Genomic DNA, 18,577 nt, shown 5'->3' with positions numbered 1-18,577 from the left:
TAAAAGTCCGCGGGTTCGATCGCGGTGATCTTGAAACGGTCGTCGATCGCAGGGCTTCTACCTGCGATTTTGATGACTTCAAGATCATGTTTGCGGTTGCTAACGGGCAGTCTGGGCTCCGTTATGTCTCCGTTCTTCCTGCTGTGCTCAAGCGGGTCCGCGACACGGGCTGACCTGGGGTTTTGCCTCGTTCGCGCGGGGGTTCGATGGCTGGCATTACCGTGAACCGAACGGGACGAAGGCAGGCGGGTGGAGGTCGGTGGGTGGATACGAATGTCGTGCCGCCGGGCGAGCGCATTCTGCGCCCCGTTCGGCCGGTAGCGATCCTCATCGCCGGTTTGATGACCTGTTCAACCTCGTTGCCGATCCCGCGTTCCTTCTGATGGCGTGGGCTCGGTGCGGTCCAACAAGGGTGCCCGCACGCCCGGCGTGGATGGGCGAACCACCTACTACGTCGAGGCGGTGCGTGGCGTCGAAGGTTTCCTCGACGAGTTGCGATCGACGTTGAAAGATCGCAGCTTCCGTCCACTACCAAGTGGCGTGCGGCGCGGAATGGTGCGGCCGTTGTGCTGGTGGTGCGGCCGTAGGCTCATATCGTCGCCTGAGCAATGGTGATGATCTTTCTCGCCAGCATGCCAAAGACTGGGTCTTGTGTGAGGTGGTGTTGGTTCGCGCCGGCTCCAACCTTGGCCAGCCCTTTACTGATGTCGTCGACCCTGTTGTCGTAGACCGCGGCAGCCAGTGCGAAGAGATCGAATTTCGCTCGGTACTCGCCCCCGGCGATTGCGCTGGTGTGCACGAAACAAGGCTGGCTCAGGAGATGTCGTAGCAGCGCCCGTGGTTCTGGCGATGCGGGGTGGTCGAGCGTGGCGGCGACTAGTTTCAGGGCGATGTTGTGCAGTGCCTGCTGTGCCGACTCCCTTGAGAGCGGTGGGTTGCCGAACTCGGCCGCAAGGTTGTCGATCTCGGTGAGGCATTCCTGCCACTTCTTCTGTCCTATCAGCGCTTCCGCGAGGAGTCGGCGCAGTTCGGTGTTGATGCTGTTGCCATCGCGGGAGTGCGTGAGAAGCGCACGTGTTATCCGCTCGGCGCTGTCGTCCTCTCCTTCGCTGATCATGCGGTTTGCCCGCTCGATGGCGTCCGTGTTCTCGGTGAGGGTGGTGCTGGGCAGGCGCTGCTGCAGGTCGCGGAAGACCGTGGCCAGAGCGTTCGACCTGTCGGTCGCGGGTAGGTGGTCGTGGAGGATGCTCAGGATGCTGAGCGCGGAAACACAAAACTTCGCCGCCGCCTGGTGTGTCTTGTGGTCGAGTGCGAGTGCCTGCGCGTAGGTCAGAACACGTGCCAGTTCCGCCATGGCGGGGTGCGGATCGAGTTGGGCGGCGTGGTCGGAGTTGACGAGTGCGCGGGCCAGGTGCAGACGAGCCTGGTGTTCCAGGAACATGTCTACGCCGTGGGGGTCATCGAGAATCATGTCGATCTCTGATTGCAACAGGTCGATTGCTTCCTCATCGCGACCTGCGCCTATGTAGATGCTGGCTAGGTTCCCGGCAAGCACGGCGATGCGGTGTCCGGCGACGTCGAGGCGCCGCAGATGGGCGACGAGTGTGGCGGCGTGCGGAGCCAGTTGGTGTGCTTTGGTGACCTCGTGGTTGTTGCTAGCGGCGGACAACCAGTGGTTGGCGTGGAGAGCCAACCGTCGGAGTTCGTCCTTCCACTCGTCCTGAGCGGTACCCTCCTCCAGGCGGGTGCGCACCACCTCCTGCAACACCGCGTTGACGGCGATGGTGTGGTCAGCGGTAGGTATTAGGTCGGAGGCCCGCCATGCCAACCGTTCGTCGCGACGGGTGAACGATATTCGGCACAGTGCTCGAACCGCCTCTGGCAGTTGCGGGTTCTGGAGCACCACGGGCCCGTCGGACTCCGAGATGTTGTCGAACGCGGGGAGGTTGTCGGCGCCCAATGCCAGCGGTGCCGCCAGCAGTTGGATGGGCACGCGCCGACCGCTGAGGTAGCTCGCGCGCATCAGCATCTCGGTGGCCAGCCCGGCGATTTCCCTCGGGTTGGACCGGTGCAGAACCTGCAGACCGAGATCGATGGCGGCGACAAGGGTGCGTGGGTAGCCCAGGGGAACCGAGAGGTCATCGCCGAGCGACCGCACTTTCAACGCCTCCAGGTAGTGGTCGACATCGGCCAGCGTGCAGCCGCAACTACGCAGGTAGCCCGTCGCGAGTTCGATGGCCAGTGGCCAGCGCTCTAGTTCGGCTGCCAGGCGCCGCGCCTGATCACTGGACTCGGCGGGAGGCTCGTCGAGTCGGCGATGAATGAGCTCCACGGCCTCATCGCTCGTCAAGGCGGTCACCGCGATCGTGTTTCCCAGGCGGGCCGTGCTGTCGATGGTCGTGATGAGCACGTCTGCGTCGGCCAGACGTGGCGACCACCGCCGCGCCAGGTCCGGTGTCGCGTCGTCGAACACCAGGAGGAACCTGCCCGCCTGCGTGCTCAACGCCTCGTGCACCGCTGACCGCAACCGTTCGCTGGTGCCCTCCCGTTCGATCCCGAGGCGGACGGCCAACGCCTGGAAGCCGTCCTCAATGCTGTCGGGACTCGTCGCGTCGATCCAGTAGATCGCCTTGTAGGCGTCGGCGTAGGCCGCGACGTAGGCCGCGATGAGGCTCGACTTCCCGATCCCGGACAGCCCTGTCAGAGTGCAGTGCTGTACCGAGCGTCCAGTGGGGCGGTAGGGCTGCAACGCGCTGACGATCTGCTCGACCAGCGGGGTACGGGGCAGGTCCGGCACCGGCGCCATCAGCCCGAGAACGCTGCCCCAGTCACGGCCACCGAGGACATCGACGATGTCCCGTTCGTCCTGGACCAGGGCATGGACCATCTCGGCCTTCGTCCACACCGCGTGCTCCGCGAAGGCAGCCCTACGGTGCACCTCGGCCAACAGGTGCGCCAACAGCAGACCCGAGGACCGCGGCCCGACACCGCGGCCGTGCTTCCGGCGGCAGTCCCACACCTTTGTTTTCACACTGTCCGCAACATCGGTGCGGTCACGGGGATCCACCAGCACGCGGCAGCGTCCCAGCCGCTCGACCTGATCGTCGGTGAGCTCGGTGACTTCGGCCGACGACCGGGCCTCGGCCAGAGTTCGTGCCAACTCGGCTCGCCGTTCGCCAACCGAGAGATCAGGGCGCGCCAAGAGATCCGCCATCTTGCCCGCGCCGGAAGTCAACCGCACGTTGGTCAGTAACTCGTAGCGCTCCGCGTCGCACCGGGTGACCAACTCGACCATGATCTGGTAGACGACCCCGATGCCCAGGGATGCGGTCGAACCACCGGTCTTGACCTGTGCGGCAAGCAACACCTCACCGTCCGGACCGACCAGGTCGAAATCGACGACGTCAAGCTGGTCCGACTCGCCGGCGCCAGCGCCACCCTCGACCCGACAGGCCCCGAAACGGTCGTCCTCGACCGCGGTGAGCACGGCTTCGACGGTGCGAAGGTACTGGTACAGGAAGCCCCACGCGGCGACTCGACCTCCGTCCACGGCCTCGACGTTACGGCGTCGCGGCCATCGGGTCAGCCGATCGGCCGGTCGGTGTGCGCGACAATCGGCCGTTCGGCCGGTCATGAAGACCTTCTAGCAGCGCTGGGGGCACCCGCGTCCCGTTGAACTGCTGGCCCTGCGTTCGAGCCGGCCTTGCTGGCGGAGCCCATGCTGGCCTCGCGCACCCTTGCACGTGATTACTCGACTAGTTCGACCACGGCCTGTTCTCGGCACGCATCTTCGATGACGTACAGCCCGGCCAATCCTTCGTAGCCGGGAAACAGCCGGGTCATCTCGGCCATCACGACGTCCGCCTCGGCGTCGTCCACGCCCAGGAAGCGCTTGGCGAGCAGTTTGCGGTTCCACACGTCCAGCCCAGCGCGGACGGATCGCGGACCGCGTGGCTGGCGATGATCGCCGCCGTGTACGGCCCGACGCCCTTGATCGTCTGGAACTCGCGCATCAGCTCGGACTTGTCGGCGTGGTCGGCCACGTCGGGATCATGGGTGGCGAAGAACTCCGCGAACCGGCCGATGTACTTCGCCCGGTAGCCGAGGCGGTCACGTTCGCGGAAGGTGGCCTCGTCCACGCCCGCGATCCCTTCCGGTGTGAAGAACGCCTTGAGCGTCACGCCGTCGAACTCGACCACGTGGCCGTAGTGGTCGAGGAGGTTGGTCATCATCTGTGTGGTGCGGGCGACCGTGGCGTTCTGGAGCAGCAGGGAGATGATCGCGATTTCGAACAGGTTCTCCGGGCAGCTCTGCCGCATCCCGGCCAGCGCCGCGAGCGGTTCTCGCATGGGCGGTACCTGCTCGGCTTGGGCGACGAAGGCCGAGATGTCTTCGTCCAGACCGTAGGAGTGGGTCAGGCGTGCCGTCAGCCGGTCGCGGTCAGCCTCCTGCCAGGCCCCATCGGCGTAGACCTCGGCGCGCAGGGTGTCGGCATCCTCCATCGCCATCACCACGCCGGTCAGCAACTCGCCCACGCGGAAGGTCCGCCAGCTCGTGTCCGCGCTGTGCTGTTCGAGGCCGGTAGCGAAGTGGGACGGCTTCCACAGCGTGTAGCGGAAGTTGAAGGGTTGCTTCACGGCCAGGCGCAGCGTGTCGACGTGAGCCAAGATGCGGGGGCCGGGCATGACCTACTACGTCAGGGTGCGCCCGCGCGTAGAACGCAGCCGCGAGTCGTCGTTGCGGAAGCCAGGGACGGCCGTGTCGAAGTCGAGCTTGGCAGCGTTCTCGTAGGCGTCAAGCGCACGGCGCAGGTGTCCCACGATCGCGTCGCGCAGCTCGGCCGGCTCCTCGACCAGCACGTCACCGCCGTAGCTGGTGACCAGCGGGATCAGCCACTGCCAGCGGTCGACGTACAGCCGGATCACCAGGCCGCCGTCGTCGGTGTGCTCGACCTCGGAGGTGGACTTCAGCGTCAGCCGCAGCAGTTCGTCCCGTGCGGCGGGTTCGACTCGCAGCACGACGCGGGTGTCGCCTTGGCCGTATGCCTCCATTTCGGCCGTCCACCATGCTTGCAGGTGGAACTCCTCACCCTCGGGGTAGGAGAAGCGCAGGTCGGTCAGCATCAGGTGGTCAACGAGGTTGAGCCGGTATCGGGTGGGCGGCTCGTCGATGGGCGCGGCCACCAGGTGCCATTCGCCCGCCTTCCACACCACGCCGTAGGGCTTGACGATGGTGGCGGTCGGCTCGGTCCGCCCCTTGACGCGCATCGTGATTTTGAGCGCCGTGCCGGTCAGCAGGGCATAGCGCACCGCGGGCAGGTGCCCGGAACCTTCGTCCTTCCAGTACCAGTCGGCTGTGTCGAAGTAGATGCGCTGGCTAAGCCGCTTGAGCGCCTCGCGCGAGTAGGCGTTGCCGATCTCCGGCACGTCCGTGTCCGGCTCGTCGGCCTTCGGCCGATCGAGCAGGCTGACGACGTACAGCTTGAGGGCTTCGTCGGAGTCCAGGGTCAGCGGCGCCAGGGGTTGGTCGGAGGCCAGGCGGTAGCCGCCCTCCGGGCCGGAGACGGACTCGATCGGCACGCCAGCGGCACACAGCTCCTCGATGTCGCGGTAGATGGTGCGCACCGCGACCTGGAACCGCTGAGCCAGGGAGGTTGCCGATACCCATTCACGGGAGCGCAGGACGTGGACGATGCCGACCTGACGGGCGTGACGCTTAGTCGTCATCGTCAGCCGTGAACCGCGAGCCGCACCACCTGACCACTGGCATAGCGCCAGTGTGGCGCGCTGGCGATCTCCACGGCAACGGCGGCCACTTCGGCTACAGACAGTGGGCGGCCCCAGGGCAGCGCCCGGTAGTACTCCTCGATGTTGGTAACGCCCTTGAGCGCGAGCACGCTTTCGGCCAGCGGCGACGCCGTCAGGGAGGGGGCGACGAGGTTCACCCGGACGCCGTGTTCGACCTCCTCGGCCGCCAGGGTCACGGCCAACGCTTCCAATCCGGCCTTGGCCGCGCTGTAGGCCCCGTTGCCAGGCCGGAGCGTGGCGGTGGTGTCCGAGCCCAGCAGCACCACCCCGGCCGCGCCGAGCCTGGCGCGTTTGCACACGGCCTGCCACAGCCGCACCACCGCCGTCACGTTGACCATGAACAGGGCGTCGAACTCGTCCGCGTCGGTGTCGGCGATCCGGCGCTTGCTCGACGGTGCGCCGATACAGCTGATCACGGCTTGCACCGGACGTGCGTCGCTGTCCAGTGTCGCGTGCAGCTCGTTCAGGCTGTCCTCGTCGGCGCCGTCGAACGGCACCCACCGGATCCCCGGATGCGGTGCAGGCTTGCGCAGGTGGAAGGTGCCGATGACATCCCATTCGCCGGCGGCGAGCTGGTGCGCCACGGCCGTGCCGATGGCTCCGCTCGCGCCCGCCACCACGGCGAGCGGTTTCTCCTGCGTGGTCGAGCTCGTCATTCGCTGCCCTGAGCTGGCGCGTCTGGGTGGTCCACCTCGAACATCTCCAGGAAGCGCATCTGCGACAGCGGGATGTCGAACGTCTGGCCGATGACCTGGGCCTGGTGTTCGCCTTCGTCGTCGCCCCGTTCCAGGTGCACCAGGCAGTTCGGAAAGGCGATGTACATCGACTGGTCGTTGATGAGGTGCGCGTAGTACCGGCGGGGCAGCAACTCGCGCGCCAGGGCCATGCCCGCGTCGAGCGCGTGCCGCTCGGCCACGGCCAGCTCGACAATCGTGACCATCGTGTCCTCATCGAGAGGGTGCTTGTATTCCTTAACTCGCGTGCCGTAGAAGTTCGGCGGCAGGGCGCCGCCTTTCAGGCTTTCCTCAATAATGAGCCTTTTCATCCTGCGGTGGTCTCGTAGTTCTGTAGGGTGGATGGCTTTGGCGAGTTGGCCGGTGCGGTGGGGGCAGCTGCGGAGTTTGCGCAGGATGTGCCAGGTTTTGAGTTGGGCGTTGGCGCGTTCGCTGGGGCCGCGCAGCCGTGCGTGAGCCCGGTTGGCATCCTTTTGGGACTCGGGCTTGTTCTTGCCCTTGTACGGGGTGATCACGTGTTGTCCGGTCTCGTCATAGCCGTGTTAGCCCTTGTCGCCCAGCGCGATGAGCCCGGCGTCACACAGGGCGGCGAGAATCTGCCAGATCCGGGCAGCGGCGGTGTCATGGGTACTGCCGGGAAGATCACCCGAGACCCACAGGAAGTCCCGGTCCCAGGTGCGGATCTCGTCGGCGACGCGTGCCACCAGCTCGCCGCCGTGGTTGCTCTTGACCGCGGGCCGCCTGCCGACCCTCGAGGGTCATCTCCGGGCTGTAGCCGCGGTCGAGCTGCGCGGCGACGGCGAGCACGGCCATGCGACTCGGCGGACAAGGTCACCGGATCAGAGCAGCCGATCGAGGGTGGCTGACCGTGGGGATGCCGCGCACCGATGGCACGCTTTGTGGCTGTGCTGGGTTACGAAAGGGTCGGGTCGTCATCGAGCTTGCTGATTATCGTCAGGGGTCCGAGCGGTGCGGGGAAGTCGTCGGTGGCGAAGGCGGTGCGCGCGAGCCATGGGCGCGGGATGGCTGTCCTGGGCCAGGACGTGATGAGGAGGGCGCTGCTGTGGGAGAAGAAGGACCTTCCGGGAGGCCTGGCCCCGGGCTTCATCACGCATTCTGCCGGGTTCCTGCTCAACGCGGGCTGGCCGGTAATCGTGGAGGGCATCCTCAGCGCGGCCAGCTACGGTCCCGCCCTACGTGAGCTGTTGGCCGCGCACTGCGGGCGAAACCTCGTCTACTTCCTACAGGTCGAGTTGGCCGAGACGTTCGCGCGCCACGCCACCAGGCCCGAGGCCGACCAGTTCTCGATTACCGACATGGAGTCGTGGTTCGAGCCCGACGACCGGCTGAACGTGCCCGGCGAGATCGTGATCCCGCAGACCTCCAGCCTGCACGACACCGCCGGCCGGATCTGCCGCGACGCTCAGCTCACCTTCGGGGCGGAGGATCACCGCCAGGTACGCGGGGTTTGACCGGATTGTCGTGGCGACTGTTCTCGGAAACGCGCTGCCGAACGCTGGTGGGCCCCCGGATCGGTGAGATCCGGAGGCCCTTGAGCCGTCGGGCGTTCTACGCCGGGACCGATACGAAGCCGTACTCGCGCAGCACGCGCCCGTTCTGTGCGTCGTTCCAGGCCAGGGCAAGGAACTCGAGTGCGTCGGCGGGCATGGCCTGCGGGTCGGTCCAGACGAGCTCGGTGCATTTGTGCGGCTCGCGGATCTTCGGGGTTCCCTTCCACGAGCGGATCGTGAAGAAGATGTCCACCCGGGGTTCCAGGGACATCCGGAACCAGGTAGCGCCTGGGATCAGGTCGGATGGGGCGATCCAGATGCCGAGTTCCTCGGCGAGTTCGCGGACCGCGCACGCGGTCGGGGTTTCGCCGAGTTCGACGTGCCCGGCCGGAAGCCCCAGCTGCCCGTCCGCGTAGCCGGACCCAGCACGCCGCATCAGCAGTGTTTTTCCTTGCTGGACAAGGAAGACGTGCACGGCGAGGGGGTAGCGGTCGTGCTTGGTGTCGAACACGTACTGCGGGTCGGCCATGGGACTCCTCAGCGGGCGGTCGCGGTGGCAAGGGCTTGCGGCTGCACGGAACGTGATCCGTCGACGTACACGGTAATGCCCTTGCAGCCCAGCTCGAACGCGGTGGCGTACGTGTCGTACACGTCGATCGACCGCGCCGAGGCGGGCAGGTTCACGGTCTTGGACACGGCCTCGTCGACGCAGGCCTGCACCGCGGCCGCCATCGCGAGGTGCCCGGCCGAGCTGATCTGTGTCGCGGTCGCGAGCACCGCGCGCAGCCGCTCGGGCAGGGTCGCGTCGGCCGGAAGCCGGCCGTGGCCGGCGACGAACCCGAGCACGTCGGTCCGGCCCGCGGCTTTGAGCGCGGCCAGGACGTCGGCGCGCGGGCGCTCCGGCTCGTCGCCCGACAGCCGGAACAGTGGCTCGATTCCAGTGGAGGCCCGCACGACCGGCGCGGACCGACCGGTCGGCGGCACGGCAATGGTGGAGGAGTTGCGCAGCAGTCCGGTGCTGGCGATTTGGTCGGCGAGGGCGGCCCAGTCGCCGCGGGGCACGCTGTCAACCTCGAGGTCGGCGAAGCGGCGCAGGAAGGCAGGGTCGGCGTAGCGAGACCGCCCGCCCAGCACGGCCGGGCAGCCGCCGCGGGTACGCGCGAGTTCGACGGAAGCGAGCTTGGAAGTGTAGTTGACCAGGGTCAGCACCTCCTGCGCCAGCCGCCGGCCTTCGACGCTGTCGTACGGGAGCCCGGCGGCCAGCAGCAGGTCCGCCAGGCCGCACACACCGACGCCGATCTTACGTTTGGTGCCCATGACCTGCGCCGATAGCGGCGACGGGTAGTGGGCGAGACTGGCCTCGATCGCGTCGTCCAGCGCTCGCACCAGGATGCGGGTCGTGGCCGCGAGCGCGTCCAGGTCGACCGGTAGGAACGCGTCGCCGGCGTAGAAGCGACCGAGGTTGAGGTACCCGAACTGGCAGGTCTCCCCGGCCACCAGGCCGACCTCCGCGCACGGCGCGGTCGAGACGTACTCTCCGACCTCCGGGGTCGGGTTGCCCTCGTTCATCCGGTCGGCGAACATCAACCCCGGATCGGCGCACGCGTGCGCCGCCTCCGCCGCCGCGATCAGCAGGTCCCGCTCCCGCCCCGGAGAGCCGAGCGCGGTGCGCATCTGCGCGTCGGTGACGTGTAGCGAGACGTTGAACTTCCACGCCTCGCCCCGGGTGTCCGCGCCGAGTTTGCAGCCGATGAACTCCTCGGCAGCCGGGTGATCGAGGGACAGGATGGCCATGTTCCCGACCGGGCGGTCCTCGGTCCCGGAGTCCGCACCGGTGACGGCGATGTCGTTGAGGTAGCGCAGCACCCCGACCGGGTCGTCGAGCTCGTCGAGCTCGTCGAGGTTGAACCCGGTGCCCATCCCGGCCCGGTGGTAGCCGTCGACGATCGTCTTGACTTGCGAGAGGTCGCCGCGCAGGTCCACCGGCGGGACCGCGCACGCCGCCAGGGGCCGGTCGATGTGGCGGCCGGCGTTGGTCATGATCGGCGTGGAGAACACGATCCGTTCGGTGTCCAGCGCCCAGCCGAGCCGCTCGCCGAACGCCGCAGCTCCGGTCGGGTCGAAGCGGGCGTCGACGTGCTCGAGTGCGGCGACGATGCGGGTCACCATGTCCTGCGCGGTTTCGTGTTCGGAGATTATCCGTCCGGAGCGCAGGTAGGCCTCCAGGTGCGGGCTGGTGGGGAATGTTGAGTGATACACGATGGTTTCCTCGTCTCCCATGAGCTGATCAGGTGGCGCCGGTGGGCGCTGGGAGTTCGAGAACACCGCGAGGCGCGGGTGTGCAACTAGGCTGAGGGGCGACTCACAGTGCGTTCACGCACACTCACGGTCCCCGAATGGCGGAGGCGGCGATGACCAGCGGCGCGACCAGCACCACCGACACCGGCGGGCCGGACGCCGAGGTGAACGTGTTCGCCGTCGAACTCGAACGCTGGCGCGACGTGCGAGGGTTCTCCCGTACGGCGCTGGCGAAGGCGATGGGGTATGACCGCTCCTACGTCTCGAAAGTGCTCTCCGGTGCCGAGCGCCCGTCGGAGGCGTTCGCCGGGCACGCCGAGGCGGCGCTGCGCGCCGGCGGCGCCCTGCGCACCGCCTTCCGCGACTTCGAGGCCCACCGCCCCGCCAAGACCCGCCAGCCGGCGCCGCCGGTGGGCGACCCGACAGCTACCGGGACCGGGAGCCTGGTGGTCGACCACGACGACGCGACCCTGCGCTACGACGACGGCGTCTACCGGCTCACCCAGCGCCGCCACCTGGTCAACCAGGGCGCCGAACCGATCACCCGGTACCTGATCCGTATCTCCGTCGACCGGTATCCCGGCGATCCGGAGCGCTCGAACCAGCTCTACTCCGAGAACCCGCTGACCTGGGACGAGATCGACCTGCACGCCTGGCATGGCCGCAACCGGGCGAACCCGATGGACTGGACCGCCCACCACGACCGTGACGCGTTCAAGGAGGTCTGGCTGCTCTTCGCTGGCGAGCAGGGGCATTTTCCCTTGTACCCCGGGGAATCCTGCTGGATCGAGTACGAGTACACCGTGAGCGAAGTCCACTGGGGCAACTGGTTCCAGCGCGCCGTCCGGTTGCCAACCCGGACGCTGTCGGTGTGCCTGGACTTCCCGGCCGAGCTCGCCGCGTCCGTGTGGGGACTGCACACCTCGATGACCGCGCAGGCCATGCCCTTCGCGACCGCGATCGGCCGCGACGACACCGGCGAGCGGCATGTGTTCTCCTGGTCGTGCGAGGACCCGCCGCTGCACGCCCGCTACCGTCTCGAATGGGGCTTCCGCGGCCGCGACACGCAGACCGACGGCCCGCCGCCCAAACCAAGTGAGGTCATGGCATCCCTCGGCATCGTGCAGGACACCGACCCCGCGCTGCGCCGCGTGGCCCGCCGCTTCGACCTGCCGGCCGAGGCCGAGGACGCCCGCCGCGTGGTCACCGCGCTGAACTCGGCGTGCGAGCGGGTCGCCCAGGCCCACACCTTCGGCAAAGGCATGGGCATCGCCGCCCCGCAGATCGGCATCGACCGAGCCGCGGCAATCGTGCGGACGCCGGACGGCGAGGCAATCACCCTGTTCAACCCCACCATCATCGAGTCCGCCGGCGAGGTCGACGAACAGTACGAGGGCTGCCTCTCGTTCTTCGACGTCCGCGGGCAGGTCCCGCGCTCGCACGTGATCCACGTCGAACACACCACCATCGACGGCCAGACGAAGATCACCGTGTTCGAACGCGGCGTCGCCCGCCTCGTCGCGCACGAGGTCGACCACCTGCACGGCACGCTCTACACCGACCAGATGCGGATCGGGCTCGAGCCGATCCCGGTCGAGCAGTACCGCGGCACCGGCAGCACCTGGAAGTACTGACTCGGTCCGGAAATGTCGGGCCCTGCCGCTAGGTTGCAACCCATGGCCGTGACCGCGCTGTCTACCCCGGGGCCGCCCGGGTCGCGTGGGATTGTCGAGGTCGCTGCTCAGCACATGATGCTGCGGCCGCTCGGCAAGACCCAGTTGCAGGGTGCCTGACCCTTCCGTGGCTCAACCGCATTTCGCGTACGGCCGACTCACGACACCTTCCACTGCTACCGATGTGGAGAAGGCGGCGATGTCGCCACGTTCACCGCCAAGATCGAACATTACCGATAGCCGCCAACCGAACAGGCGACCGAACAGACAACTTGGCTGGATCAAACGTCAGAACAGCAGGGTCGCCAAGGCGCAGCTCGCCAGCATCGGGCAGGCTCAAACGTTCGGTCGCGATCATCAGCCTGGCCTCTCGATATCAGCGTGGTGACGCACGCACCTGGTTCAGTGATCGAGTGAGCTCGCGGTTGGCCGCGCGTGCTGCCTCCAGTTCGGCGGTCCGATCGTCAAGCGCGGCGGTCAGCTCGACATTGGCCTGCTCGAGGCGGTGAACTTGCGTTGAAGTTCGTCGATGTCGGTCGCCGACCCGACACCGGTTTCTCGCCATAACTCGTTACACGAGCTCCGTCCACGTGGACTGGGCGAGGAGGTCTTTGTGGCGGTAGAGGAAGCTACGGTCGACGCCAGCTCGGCGCGCGATGGCCGAGACGCTGATCGGTTCATCGCCACGGATGGCGTCAGCGATGGCCTGGACAACCCGTTGGCGATGGCGGGCCGGTCGGCCCGCCGCCCGTCGATCACGAAAGAGGTCACTCGCTCTGCCTGCGGTCGGTATCCGATTGGGGCTGTCGAATCGTCGGCATGCCGAGCAGAGTTTTCCGTCCTTTACAGACAGTCGCAACGGCGTGCTGAATCTGGGCCTGCGGCCGTCAAGACCCCTGCGGTCGGCTCGACAATGACGCGACCAACGACCGCAGAATCTCGACCGGCCCACACGGCGATCCGACGCCGCTGCCGATCGGGAGCTGTCAAGGAGGCCCAGTCAGCCGATCTGGGCCGGCGCGCTGACCGCTCGCGCGATGCGGGGCCCGACAAGGCGCTCGGCCACGGTGAGCGGGTACCAGGTGGCACCCGTCACCTCGGACTCCTGAATATCCCCCACGTCCGCCTGCGCCGTCGTGAAGGAGTACCCGATGTACCATCGGTGGCTTGCCGTAGCGGAAGGCGCCGCGAGCCCGCTGCGCTCGGGGCATCGTCGCTCCTCCTGAAACAGAGAAGAAAAAATCCCCCAAGTGCGCATCGTGGAGAGGCGTGGGGGATGTAGTAACGACTGGGTAGCACAGTCAGCCTCCCCAGAGCGAACTCGCACGCTGGGCGCGGTCGCGCACCGAGGACAGCAGGGCGGTGGCAACCCCGGTGCGGCGGTGGTCCGGGTGGGTGATGACGTCCTGGATGTAGACGTCGTCGGGGCGGTCTTGGCTACGGAAGGCGATGACCGCGCCCATGAACTGGTTACCGTACGTAGCGATGGGGCAGGTGCTGGAGAACAGGTTGGCATAGAGCCAGTAGTCCGAGGTGGTACGGGGGCGGACGTAGGGCGCGCCTTTCTCCATGAGTTCGAGGATGGCCGGGATGTCGTCTTGCCGTAGAGGGACGATGTTCATGACTGCCTTTCAGTGCGGCGGCGAGTTCGACGATGCGGGCGGCTGCGATGGCCGGGTCGGTGGCGTCGGCGGACGCTTCGACCGACGATGAGGATGTCCCAGTCGGGGCTGGCGAAGCTCGCGTGGCCGGTGCCGCTGAATCCGCCGCTGACCGCGACGGGTAGGTGAGTCCAGGCGCGGAGTTCGCGGGCGGCATCGAGAGCGGCGGTGTTGCCGATGCCGAGATCGATGTCGGTAGTGATCGTGAAACCGTCGACGCCTGCGCGCTCCATGTCCGCTACCCAGCGATGGGTGGTGGCGGCAGGCACGTCGAGCAGGATCGGGACGCCGAGCCGCTGGCCGGCATCGACGGCTAGGGTCACGCTGGCGGTGCCGGCTGGTCCGATGGTCCGGTCATTCTGCGGTGTAGTCCTCGATGTCGCAGTGGTCGAGGTTTCCTTGCTGTAGAACGGCGAGCCCACGGTCGGAGACGACAAGCTGGCCGACAGCGGTGGTGCCGAGGTCATCCACGCCGGCCGTTCCGGTGACGAAGAGCCAGCGGATGCCGGGGATGGTGGCGCGTTCGTCGTCGGGAGCGTCCTCGGAGATGGTTACCTCGACATCCCGCAGTTCGTATTGGTCGAGCTCGCTTTCCTGGAGGGATGCCGCGAGCGTTTCCGAGACGAAGTAGCACGGATACGCCTCGATCAGGTCATCGCTGAGCCAGCCATCGAGATGCAGGTGCGCATGCGTGACCCGTGGTGGATGGACCGATGTGTCCATTACTACGCGCTCGCCAAGCTCACCAGGTGCGGCGGGTTCCAGGGAGTAGTAGGGCATCAGCGTCACCTTACCGGCGGGTTGAAGCGGCCGCCGTACTTGTTGTCGATATGTGTCGCGAAGTCCAGGAGGTCTTCCGTGGACGCGTTGGGGTTGTTCCTATAGAATCTATTCCATTCTTTGCGTATCTCACTCAGGTGTAGCGTTGGGTTCTGGTCTTTAGGAATTCCGCGCAGGTTTTCGTAGGAATGCATTTCTGCCGCGGTGATTCCGGCATCAGGGTAGTTACGTCTTGCTTGTTGTTCGACGGCGTGGTGGACGATGACCTTGCCTTCGAGTTCGGGGTGCCTTTCGAAGAAGGTCTTGCGGTAGTTGGTGTGCGTGGCGTGGCCGAACTTGGCGGGTGTGTGACCGGCGGCTTTGGCGATGTCGGTGGCTCTGTCGACGGCCTTCCCTCCCGTGGCTGCCCAGCCAGCGAAGGGGATGGCGGCGGCACCGGAGATGACGGCTTCGGCGTACCGGCCTTGTCCGGCGTACCAGGCCGCGTTGGCACCGTCGGCGAGTTCGCCGATGCCCGGTACAAGTCCGGCGATGTCGAGGGCGCCGTGCCCGAGTTTGCTGAGGGTGGTTTCCTCTTCAGCCGGGGTGATGTCGCGCAGGGCTTGGGCTGTTTCTTCGGCGACCTGTTTCAGTTGTTGACGTGCCCGGTTCAGGGTGTCGCGAGCGGCCTGCCGGGTCGATTCGCCGGGATCGGAGAAGGGTTCGACGGTGATGCAGGTCGGGTCTCCAGCCGCGGCGTTGGCCTGGTTCTGCCGGGTGGCGTCGGCGACGGCTTGATCGTGTGCGGCCTGCGCACTGGCGGTTTGCCGCTGGGCCTGTTTCCACAGCTCGATGGCCTCGCGGGCTTGCGCTTGCGCCCATCGCAGAGTTCCTGCGTAGAGGCTGAGGACCTCGCCGGCGTAGGTCAACGCATCGCCAGCTTCATACCATTTGGTTGGTTCATAGGAAAATTCGTCTCGGAAGGCGTTGGCCGCCGGCCCTGTCCATGCCCCGGTGTCGATGGCGCGGAGCGCGACCGCAGCGTTGACAGCTTGTTTGCCGCGGGCATTGAGGATGTTGACGTTCTTATCGATCGCGTTGGGGTCGCCCTGAATCAGTGCGCGCGGGTTCTCGGTCTCGCCGAGTTCAGCCATCGGCGACGTCCACGGCCGGGTCGTCGGGCAGCGCGCCCTTGGCCTCGTGCTCGGCCTCGCGGTAAGCCTGGGCTGAGGCCTTCAACGCTTGGCCGATCTCGTCGGCGTCGTCGACGAGATCGTCGATCCGGTCGCTCCACCGGACGCACACGTCCATCAGCGCATTCCGCAACGCCTCATCACCCGTACATTTCCGGCTCGCCAGTCAAACCGCGCAATTCGAAGTTGTCCTGTTCCTCGACGGCTTTCTGGATCGCGGTTCCGGCTTGCTCAAGTGCGTCGACATCGACGTGATAACCCGGTCCGTCCACGTCGTCCCCCTGTAGTTGTCCGTGAGGGCAGGGTAGCTACCCGCGCGATGTCGGGGTCGAGCCTTATAGCCGCGCTGGTGCTACGAAGGTCAGCTGGGCACGTCAACGTGGTGGAGCGATACGGCCGACGGCTTTGGGTATCTCGTGTCTGTCGTGAGGTCGGTGATCAGCATGCGGATTCGCTTCCGTGAGGCCTCGTGTCGGGACGCTGTTCGAGTACAGCTGCGCCAGGTCTTGGGGACATAGGGGCCACACGGTGGCCAGGCGGTGCCATGTCTGGCGGGTCGGTCGCGGCCGCGTATACCGTCACGAACGGTGCATCGGCTCGCGCATGGGGTGATCGAAAATGGGTCATGGCGACGCGTGTCGGTATCCGCCGAATAGGCGGTTGACCTGGGAACGGCTGCAGCGTGGCTGGAGTCGGGAGGAACTGGTCACGCAGGTCACGGCGAGTATGCGCGCTCACGGCGACGGCGAGTCAGGACTGACCGCGCATACGGTGCGCCGGTGGGAGTCCGGGCAGCGGTGGCCGGAGCCTCGTTTCCGTAAACACCTGGTGTTGCTGTTCGGTTTGCCCGCCAGCGAACTCGGACTGCTGACGGCGGAGGAGTTGGAGAACCAGCCCTGTGGGGCGGCGGTGGTGGACTCGGCGGCCAGGGACAACGCGCTGGGTGCGATGGTCAGCGCGGAGTTTAGGAGGTTGTTGATGAGCGATGGTGCTGGCTTCGGCCGCCAGCAGTTTCTCCGGGCGGCGCTCGCCGCAGGCCTGTCCCCCTTCCTTGCCTCGGTCACGGTCGATCGGGCGGACGCGGCGTGGCACAACCCCGGGTCTACGCGTGATCCCCGCGCGGTCGAGGCCTACGAGAGTGTCACGGCCTCGCAACGCAGCCTGTACTGGCGCACACCGGCGGACACCATGTGGGACGCGACGCGCGGACATCTTCGTCTCGGTCTCACTCTTCTGGGGCAAGCCACCATCCACCGAGACGGCGGCGCGGACCCTCTCGCGCGTGCCGTCGCGGAAACCGCGCTGTTGGCCGCGCGGATCGCGTTCTTCGACCTCGGTAGCCCCGCGGTCGCGACGCGGTGCTTCGAGCAGGCCGAATCCGCGGTGGAACACGCCGGTGATCACCGGCTGGCGGCCGCGATCGCCGCGCACCGCGCGTTCGTCCCCGGCTTCGCGGGCGACGCCGTCGCGGCACAGCGGCACCTCGACGTCGCCCGGGCGCACGCCCGATTCGGCGCCGGTCCGAACCTGCGCGCGTGGATTCACTGCGTCACCGCCGAGGTCCACGCCCGCACGGGCCAAGGCTCCACGGCCCGGGACCGGATTCGCCAAGCCCAGCACGCGCTGGGCACCAACGGCACGGACCCGGACTGGCTGGATTTCTTCAGCCCCGCTCGGCTGGCCGCGCGTTCGCTGGCAACGCCGAGCTCCTCGCCGGACGACGCGAGGCTGCCGCACGCTGGCTCGACCAATCTCTCGCGGACCTGGACCCGCGGGCGGACAAGCAACGCGCGGTCGTGCTGCTCGACCTCGCCGCGGCGCACGCCCCCACCGATGCCGATCACGCCGTGACGCTGGCACACCAAGCCTGCGACATGCTCGACGATCACCCCTACAGCGCCGCCGTCGAACGAATCCCGGCGGTGCACCGGGCACTGGCCGGCACGCCCGCGGGCGTCGAGCTGGTCGACCGGACTCGCGCACTATGTCTACCCAGCGTGGCCGCCGAAAGGTGACTACACCGCGCCGCGGGCAGCCTCGTTGTGCTCTGCGACGAGGCTGGCCAGCGACAGGAGACTGTCGAGCTGGAACAGACACGACGCCTCGACATCCGTCCCGAGAATCGCGGTGGCCACCTCGTCGCGAAGGATGTGGCCCCACGGCCCTCGCCGGATCACCGCAGTCTTGATCCCCAGCTCCACAGCGGGCCGGATGTCGTTATCGAGCCGGTCCCCGACATACAAGATGTGTTCGGCCCGGACACCGGCCTCAACGATGAGACGCTGAAAGAACGCCGGCGACGGTTTCGAGGCGTTCCAGCTATCGGATGTGCCGAGCACGTCGATCGGCAACTGGAGCGCACGCAGGATCCCCTCCGCGCGTGCCGTTTGGTTTCCCGCGACGCCCACCACCAGACCTTGCTCCCGCAGCTTGCCCAAGCACGGGCGCACGTCGTTGTAGAGGTCGGTTTCGTCGAAGGTTTCGGGCTGGCCAGCCTCGGCGCGGGTTCGGCGTGCCGTCTCGAGGTCGAACCCGGGCTGGAACACCTGAAACGCCTCGCGGTAGTCCAAACCCCGCGCGATCACGGCACCGAACACCGCCGAGAACGTGTGCCGGGGCACCCCCAGCCAGTCGGCCCACGTGCCGTACTCGGTGGTCTCGTCCACCAGCACTTCCCCCACGTCGAAGAACACCGCACGAATGGTCATGAGCCCAACCCTAGGCACTCTGTGACGCGCGGATGGCACGCCCGTGGCTACCCCGTGGCCACTGGTTTCCACCAGCGGTGCTTGATGAACTAGGCACGTTGATGTTCACAACCACGAGGAACGCCGCCGACATGACACCCGCCACGCTCCGGTGCGGCGCCCCGACGCACGGTGGGGTCCCGAGAGTCCCCGCCTTACCCCGGCCCGCCCGGGGCCCCACCGTGTTCCCACCC

19 protein-coding genes and 2 pseudogenes are annotated in these 18,577 nt (G+C 67.1%); 5 read left to right on the top strand and 16 right to left on the bottom strand.

Annotation, left to right across the window (positions count from 1 at the left end; all coding sequences use genetic code 11):
- Nucleotides 1-589 precede the first annotated feature (589 nt).
- The 7 genes and pseudogenes from FHU38_RS00910 to FHU38_RS00890 form a co-directional block, all read right to left on the bottom strand.
- Complete coding sequence (locus FHU38_RS00910) at nucleotides 590-3,550, bottom strand: AAA family ATPase (protein WP_167165608.1); 2,961 nt, start codon at nucleotides 3,548-3,550, stop codon at nucleotides 590-592.
- 197 nt (nucleotides 3,551-3,747) lie between these two features.
- Nucleotides 3,748-3,879: a hypothetical protein gene (locus FHU38_RS27630; RefSeq protein WP_279590168.1), complete on the bottom strand. Its 132-nt coding sequence runs from the start codon at nucleotides 3,877-3,879 to the stop codon at nucleotides 3,748-3,750.
- Nucleotides 3,852-4,685 (bottom strand): hypothetical protein, encoded by an 834-nt coding sequence (locus FHU38_RS00905; protein WP_167165606.1) that lies wholly within the window; start codon nucleotides 4,683-4,685, stop codon nucleotides 3,852-3,854. The genes FHU38_RS27630 and FHU38_RS00905 overlap by 28 nt, the downstream gene beginning before the upstream one ends.
- Nucleotides 4,686-4,691: 6 nt before the next feature.
- The gene (locus FHU38_RS00900; RefSeq protein ID WP_167165604.1) at nucleotides 4,692-5,726 is read right to left on the bottom strand and encodes a helix-turn-helix transcriptional regulator; all 1,035 of its coding nucleotides are present in this window, start codon (nucleotides 5,724-5,726) and stop codon (nucleotides 4,692-4,694) included.
- A gap of 2 nt (nucleotides 5,727-5,728) precedes the next feature.
- Nucleotides 5,729-6,427, bottom strand: a complete 699-nt coding sequence (locus tag FHU38_RS00895; protein WP_167165602.1) for an SDR family NAD(P)-dependent oxidoreductase — start codon at nucleotides 6,425-6,427, stop codon at nucleotides 5,729-5,731.
- A gap of 32 nt (nucleotides 6,428-6,459) precedes the next feature.
- A complete protein-coding gene (locus FHU38_RS26895; RefSeq protein WP_208415507.1) occupies nucleotides 6,460-6,852 on the bottom strand; it encodes a hypothetical protein in 393 nt (130 codons plus the stop codon).
- A pseudogene (locus FHU38_RS00890) lies at nucleotides 6,849-7,212 on the bottom strand (transposase family protein); the annotation flags it as partial. The pseudogene FHU38_RS00890 and the gene FHU38_RS26895, both read right to left, overlap by 4 nt.
- A gap of 216 nt (nucleotides 7,213-7,428) precedes the next feature.
- Here FHU38_RS00890 and FHU38_RS00885 point away from each other — a divergent pair.
- A complete protein-coding gene (locus tag FHU38_RS00885; protein WP_167165600.1) occupies nucleotides 7,429-8,013 on the top strand; it encodes an AAA family ATPase in 585 nt (194 codons plus the stop codon).
- Nucleotides 8,014-8,110: 97 nt separating this feature from the next.
- Here FHU38_RS00885 and FHU38_RS00880 read toward each other — a convergent pair whose 3' ends face one another.
- Complete coding sequence (locus FHU38_RS00880) at nucleotides 8,111-8,581, bottom strand: NUDIX domain-containing protein (RefSeq protein WP_167165598.1); 471 nt, start codon at nucleotides 8,579-8,581, stop codon at nucleotides 8,111-8,113.
- An 8-nt stretch (nucleotides 8,582-8,589) separates the two neighbouring features.
- Nucleotides 8,590-10,311 (bottom strand): hypothetical protein, encoded by a 1,722-nt coding sequence (locus tag FHU38_RS00875; protein WP_167165596.1) that lies wholly within the window; start codon nucleotides 10,309-10,311, stop codon nucleotides 8,590-8,592.
- Nucleotides 10,312-10,448: 137 nt separating this feature from the next.
- Here FHU38_RS00875 and FHU38_RS00865 point away from each other — a divergent pair, with 137 nt between their 5' ends.
- Complete coding sequence (locus tag FHU38_RS00865; RefSeq protein ID WP_243852175.1) at nucleotides 10,449-11,984, top strand: peptide deformylase; 1,536 nt, start codon at nucleotides 10,449-10,451, stop codon at nucleotides 11,982-11,984.
- A gap of 183 nt (nucleotides 11,985-12,167) precedes the next feature.
- Nucleotides 12,168-12,263: pseudogene (locus tag FHU38_RS27625) on the top strand (CHC2 zinc finger domain-containing protein); the annotation flags it as partial.
- A gap of 1,061 nt (nucleotides 12,264-13,324) precedes the next feature.
- On the opposite strand, the gene FHU38_RS00850 reads toward FHU38_RS27625, so the two are convergent.
- Genes FHU38_RS00850 through FHU38_RS27620 form a run of 6 tightly spaced genes read right to left on the bottom strand, consistent with a single transcriptional unit; the run spans nucleotide 13,325 to nucleotide 15,908 of the window.
- Nucleotides 13,325-13,645 (bottom strand): GNAT family N-acetyltransferase, encoded by a 321-nt coding sequence (locus tag FHU38_RS00850; RefSeq protein ID WP_167165594.1) that lies wholly within the window; start codon nucleotides 13,643-13,645, stop codon nucleotides 13,325-13,327.
- Nucleotides 13,642-14,106: a hypothetical protein gene (locus FHU38_RS00845; protein WP_167165593.1), complete on the bottom strand. Its 465-nt coding sequence runs from the start codon at nucleotides 14,104-14,106 to the stop codon at nucleotides 13,642-13,644. Before FHU38_RS00845 ends, FHU38_RS00850 begins: the two co-directional genes overlap by 4 nt.
- Nucleotides 14,039-14,464, bottom strand: coding sequence for a hypothetical protein (locus FHU38_RS00840; protein WP_167165591.1), 426 nt, complete (start codon nucleotides 14,462-14,464; stop codon nucleotides 14,039-14,041). Before FHU38_RS00840 ends, FHU38_RS00845 begins: the two co-directional genes overlap by 68 nt.
- 5 nt (nucleotides 14,465-14,469) lie before the next feature.
- Nucleotides 14,470-15,597, bottom strand: coding sequence for a putative T7SS-secreted protein (locus tag FHU38_RS00835; protein ID WP_167165589.1), 1,128 nt, complete (start codon nucleotides 15,595-15,597; stop codon nucleotides 14,470-14,472).
- Nucleotides 15,590-15,754, bottom strand: a complete 165-nt coding sequence (locus FHU38_RS00830) for a hypothetical protein (RefSeq protein ID WP_208415505.1) — start codon at nucleotides 15,752-15,754, stop codon at nucleotides 15,590-15,592. The genes FHU38_RS00835 and FHU38_RS00830 overlap by 8 nt, the downstream gene beginning before the upstream one ends.
- A 22-nt stretch (nucleotides 15,755-15,776) precedes the next feature.
- The gene (locus tag FHU38_RS27620; protein WP_279590167.1) at nucleotides 15,777-15,908 is read right to left on the bottom strand and encodes a hypothetical protein; all 132 of its coding nucleotides are present in this window, start codon (nucleotides 15,906-15,908) and stop codon (nucleotides 15,777-15,779) included.
- 388 nt (nucleotides 15,909-16,296) lie between these two features.
- Here FHU38_RS27620 and FHU38_RS00825 point away from each other — a divergent pair, with 388 nt between their 5' ends.
- Both FHU38_RS00825 and FHU38_RS00820 read left to right on the top strand, forming a co-directional pair.
- Nucleotides 16,297-17,487, top strand: a complete 1,191-nt coding sequence (locus FHU38_RS00825) for a helix-turn-helix domain-containing protein (protein ID WP_167165585.1) — start codon at nucleotides 16,297-16,299, stop codon at nucleotides 17,485-17,487.
- Nucleotides 17,484-17,651, top strand: coding sequence for a hypothetical protein (locus FHU38_RS00820; protein WP_167165583.1), 168 nt, complete (start codon nucleotides 17,484-17,486; stop codon nucleotides 17,649-17,651). Before FHU38_RS00825 ends, FHU38_RS00820 begins: the two co-directional genes overlap by 4 nt.
- Here the strand turns inward: FHU38_RS00820 and FHU38_RS00815 are convergent, their stop codons facing one another.
- Nucleotides 17,652-18,344 (bottom strand): HAD family hydrolase, encoded by a 693-nt coding sequence (locus FHU38_RS00815; protein WP_009156790.1) that lies wholly within the window; start codon nucleotides 18,342-18,344, stop codon nucleotides 17,652-17,654. It abuts the gene before it with no gap.
- Nucleotides 18,345-18,577 lie beyond the last annotated feature (233 nt).

The organism is Saccharomonospora amisosensis, from assembly GCF_011761185.1.
Taxonomy (GTDB): domain Bacteria; phylum Actinomycetota; class Actinomycetes; order Mycobacteriales; family Pseudonocardiaceae; genus Saccharomonospora_A; species Saccharomonospora_A amisosensis.
The sequence above is the reverse complement of the archived record's forward strand: the minus strand, read 5'-3'. Positions and strand labels throughout refer to the sequence as shown.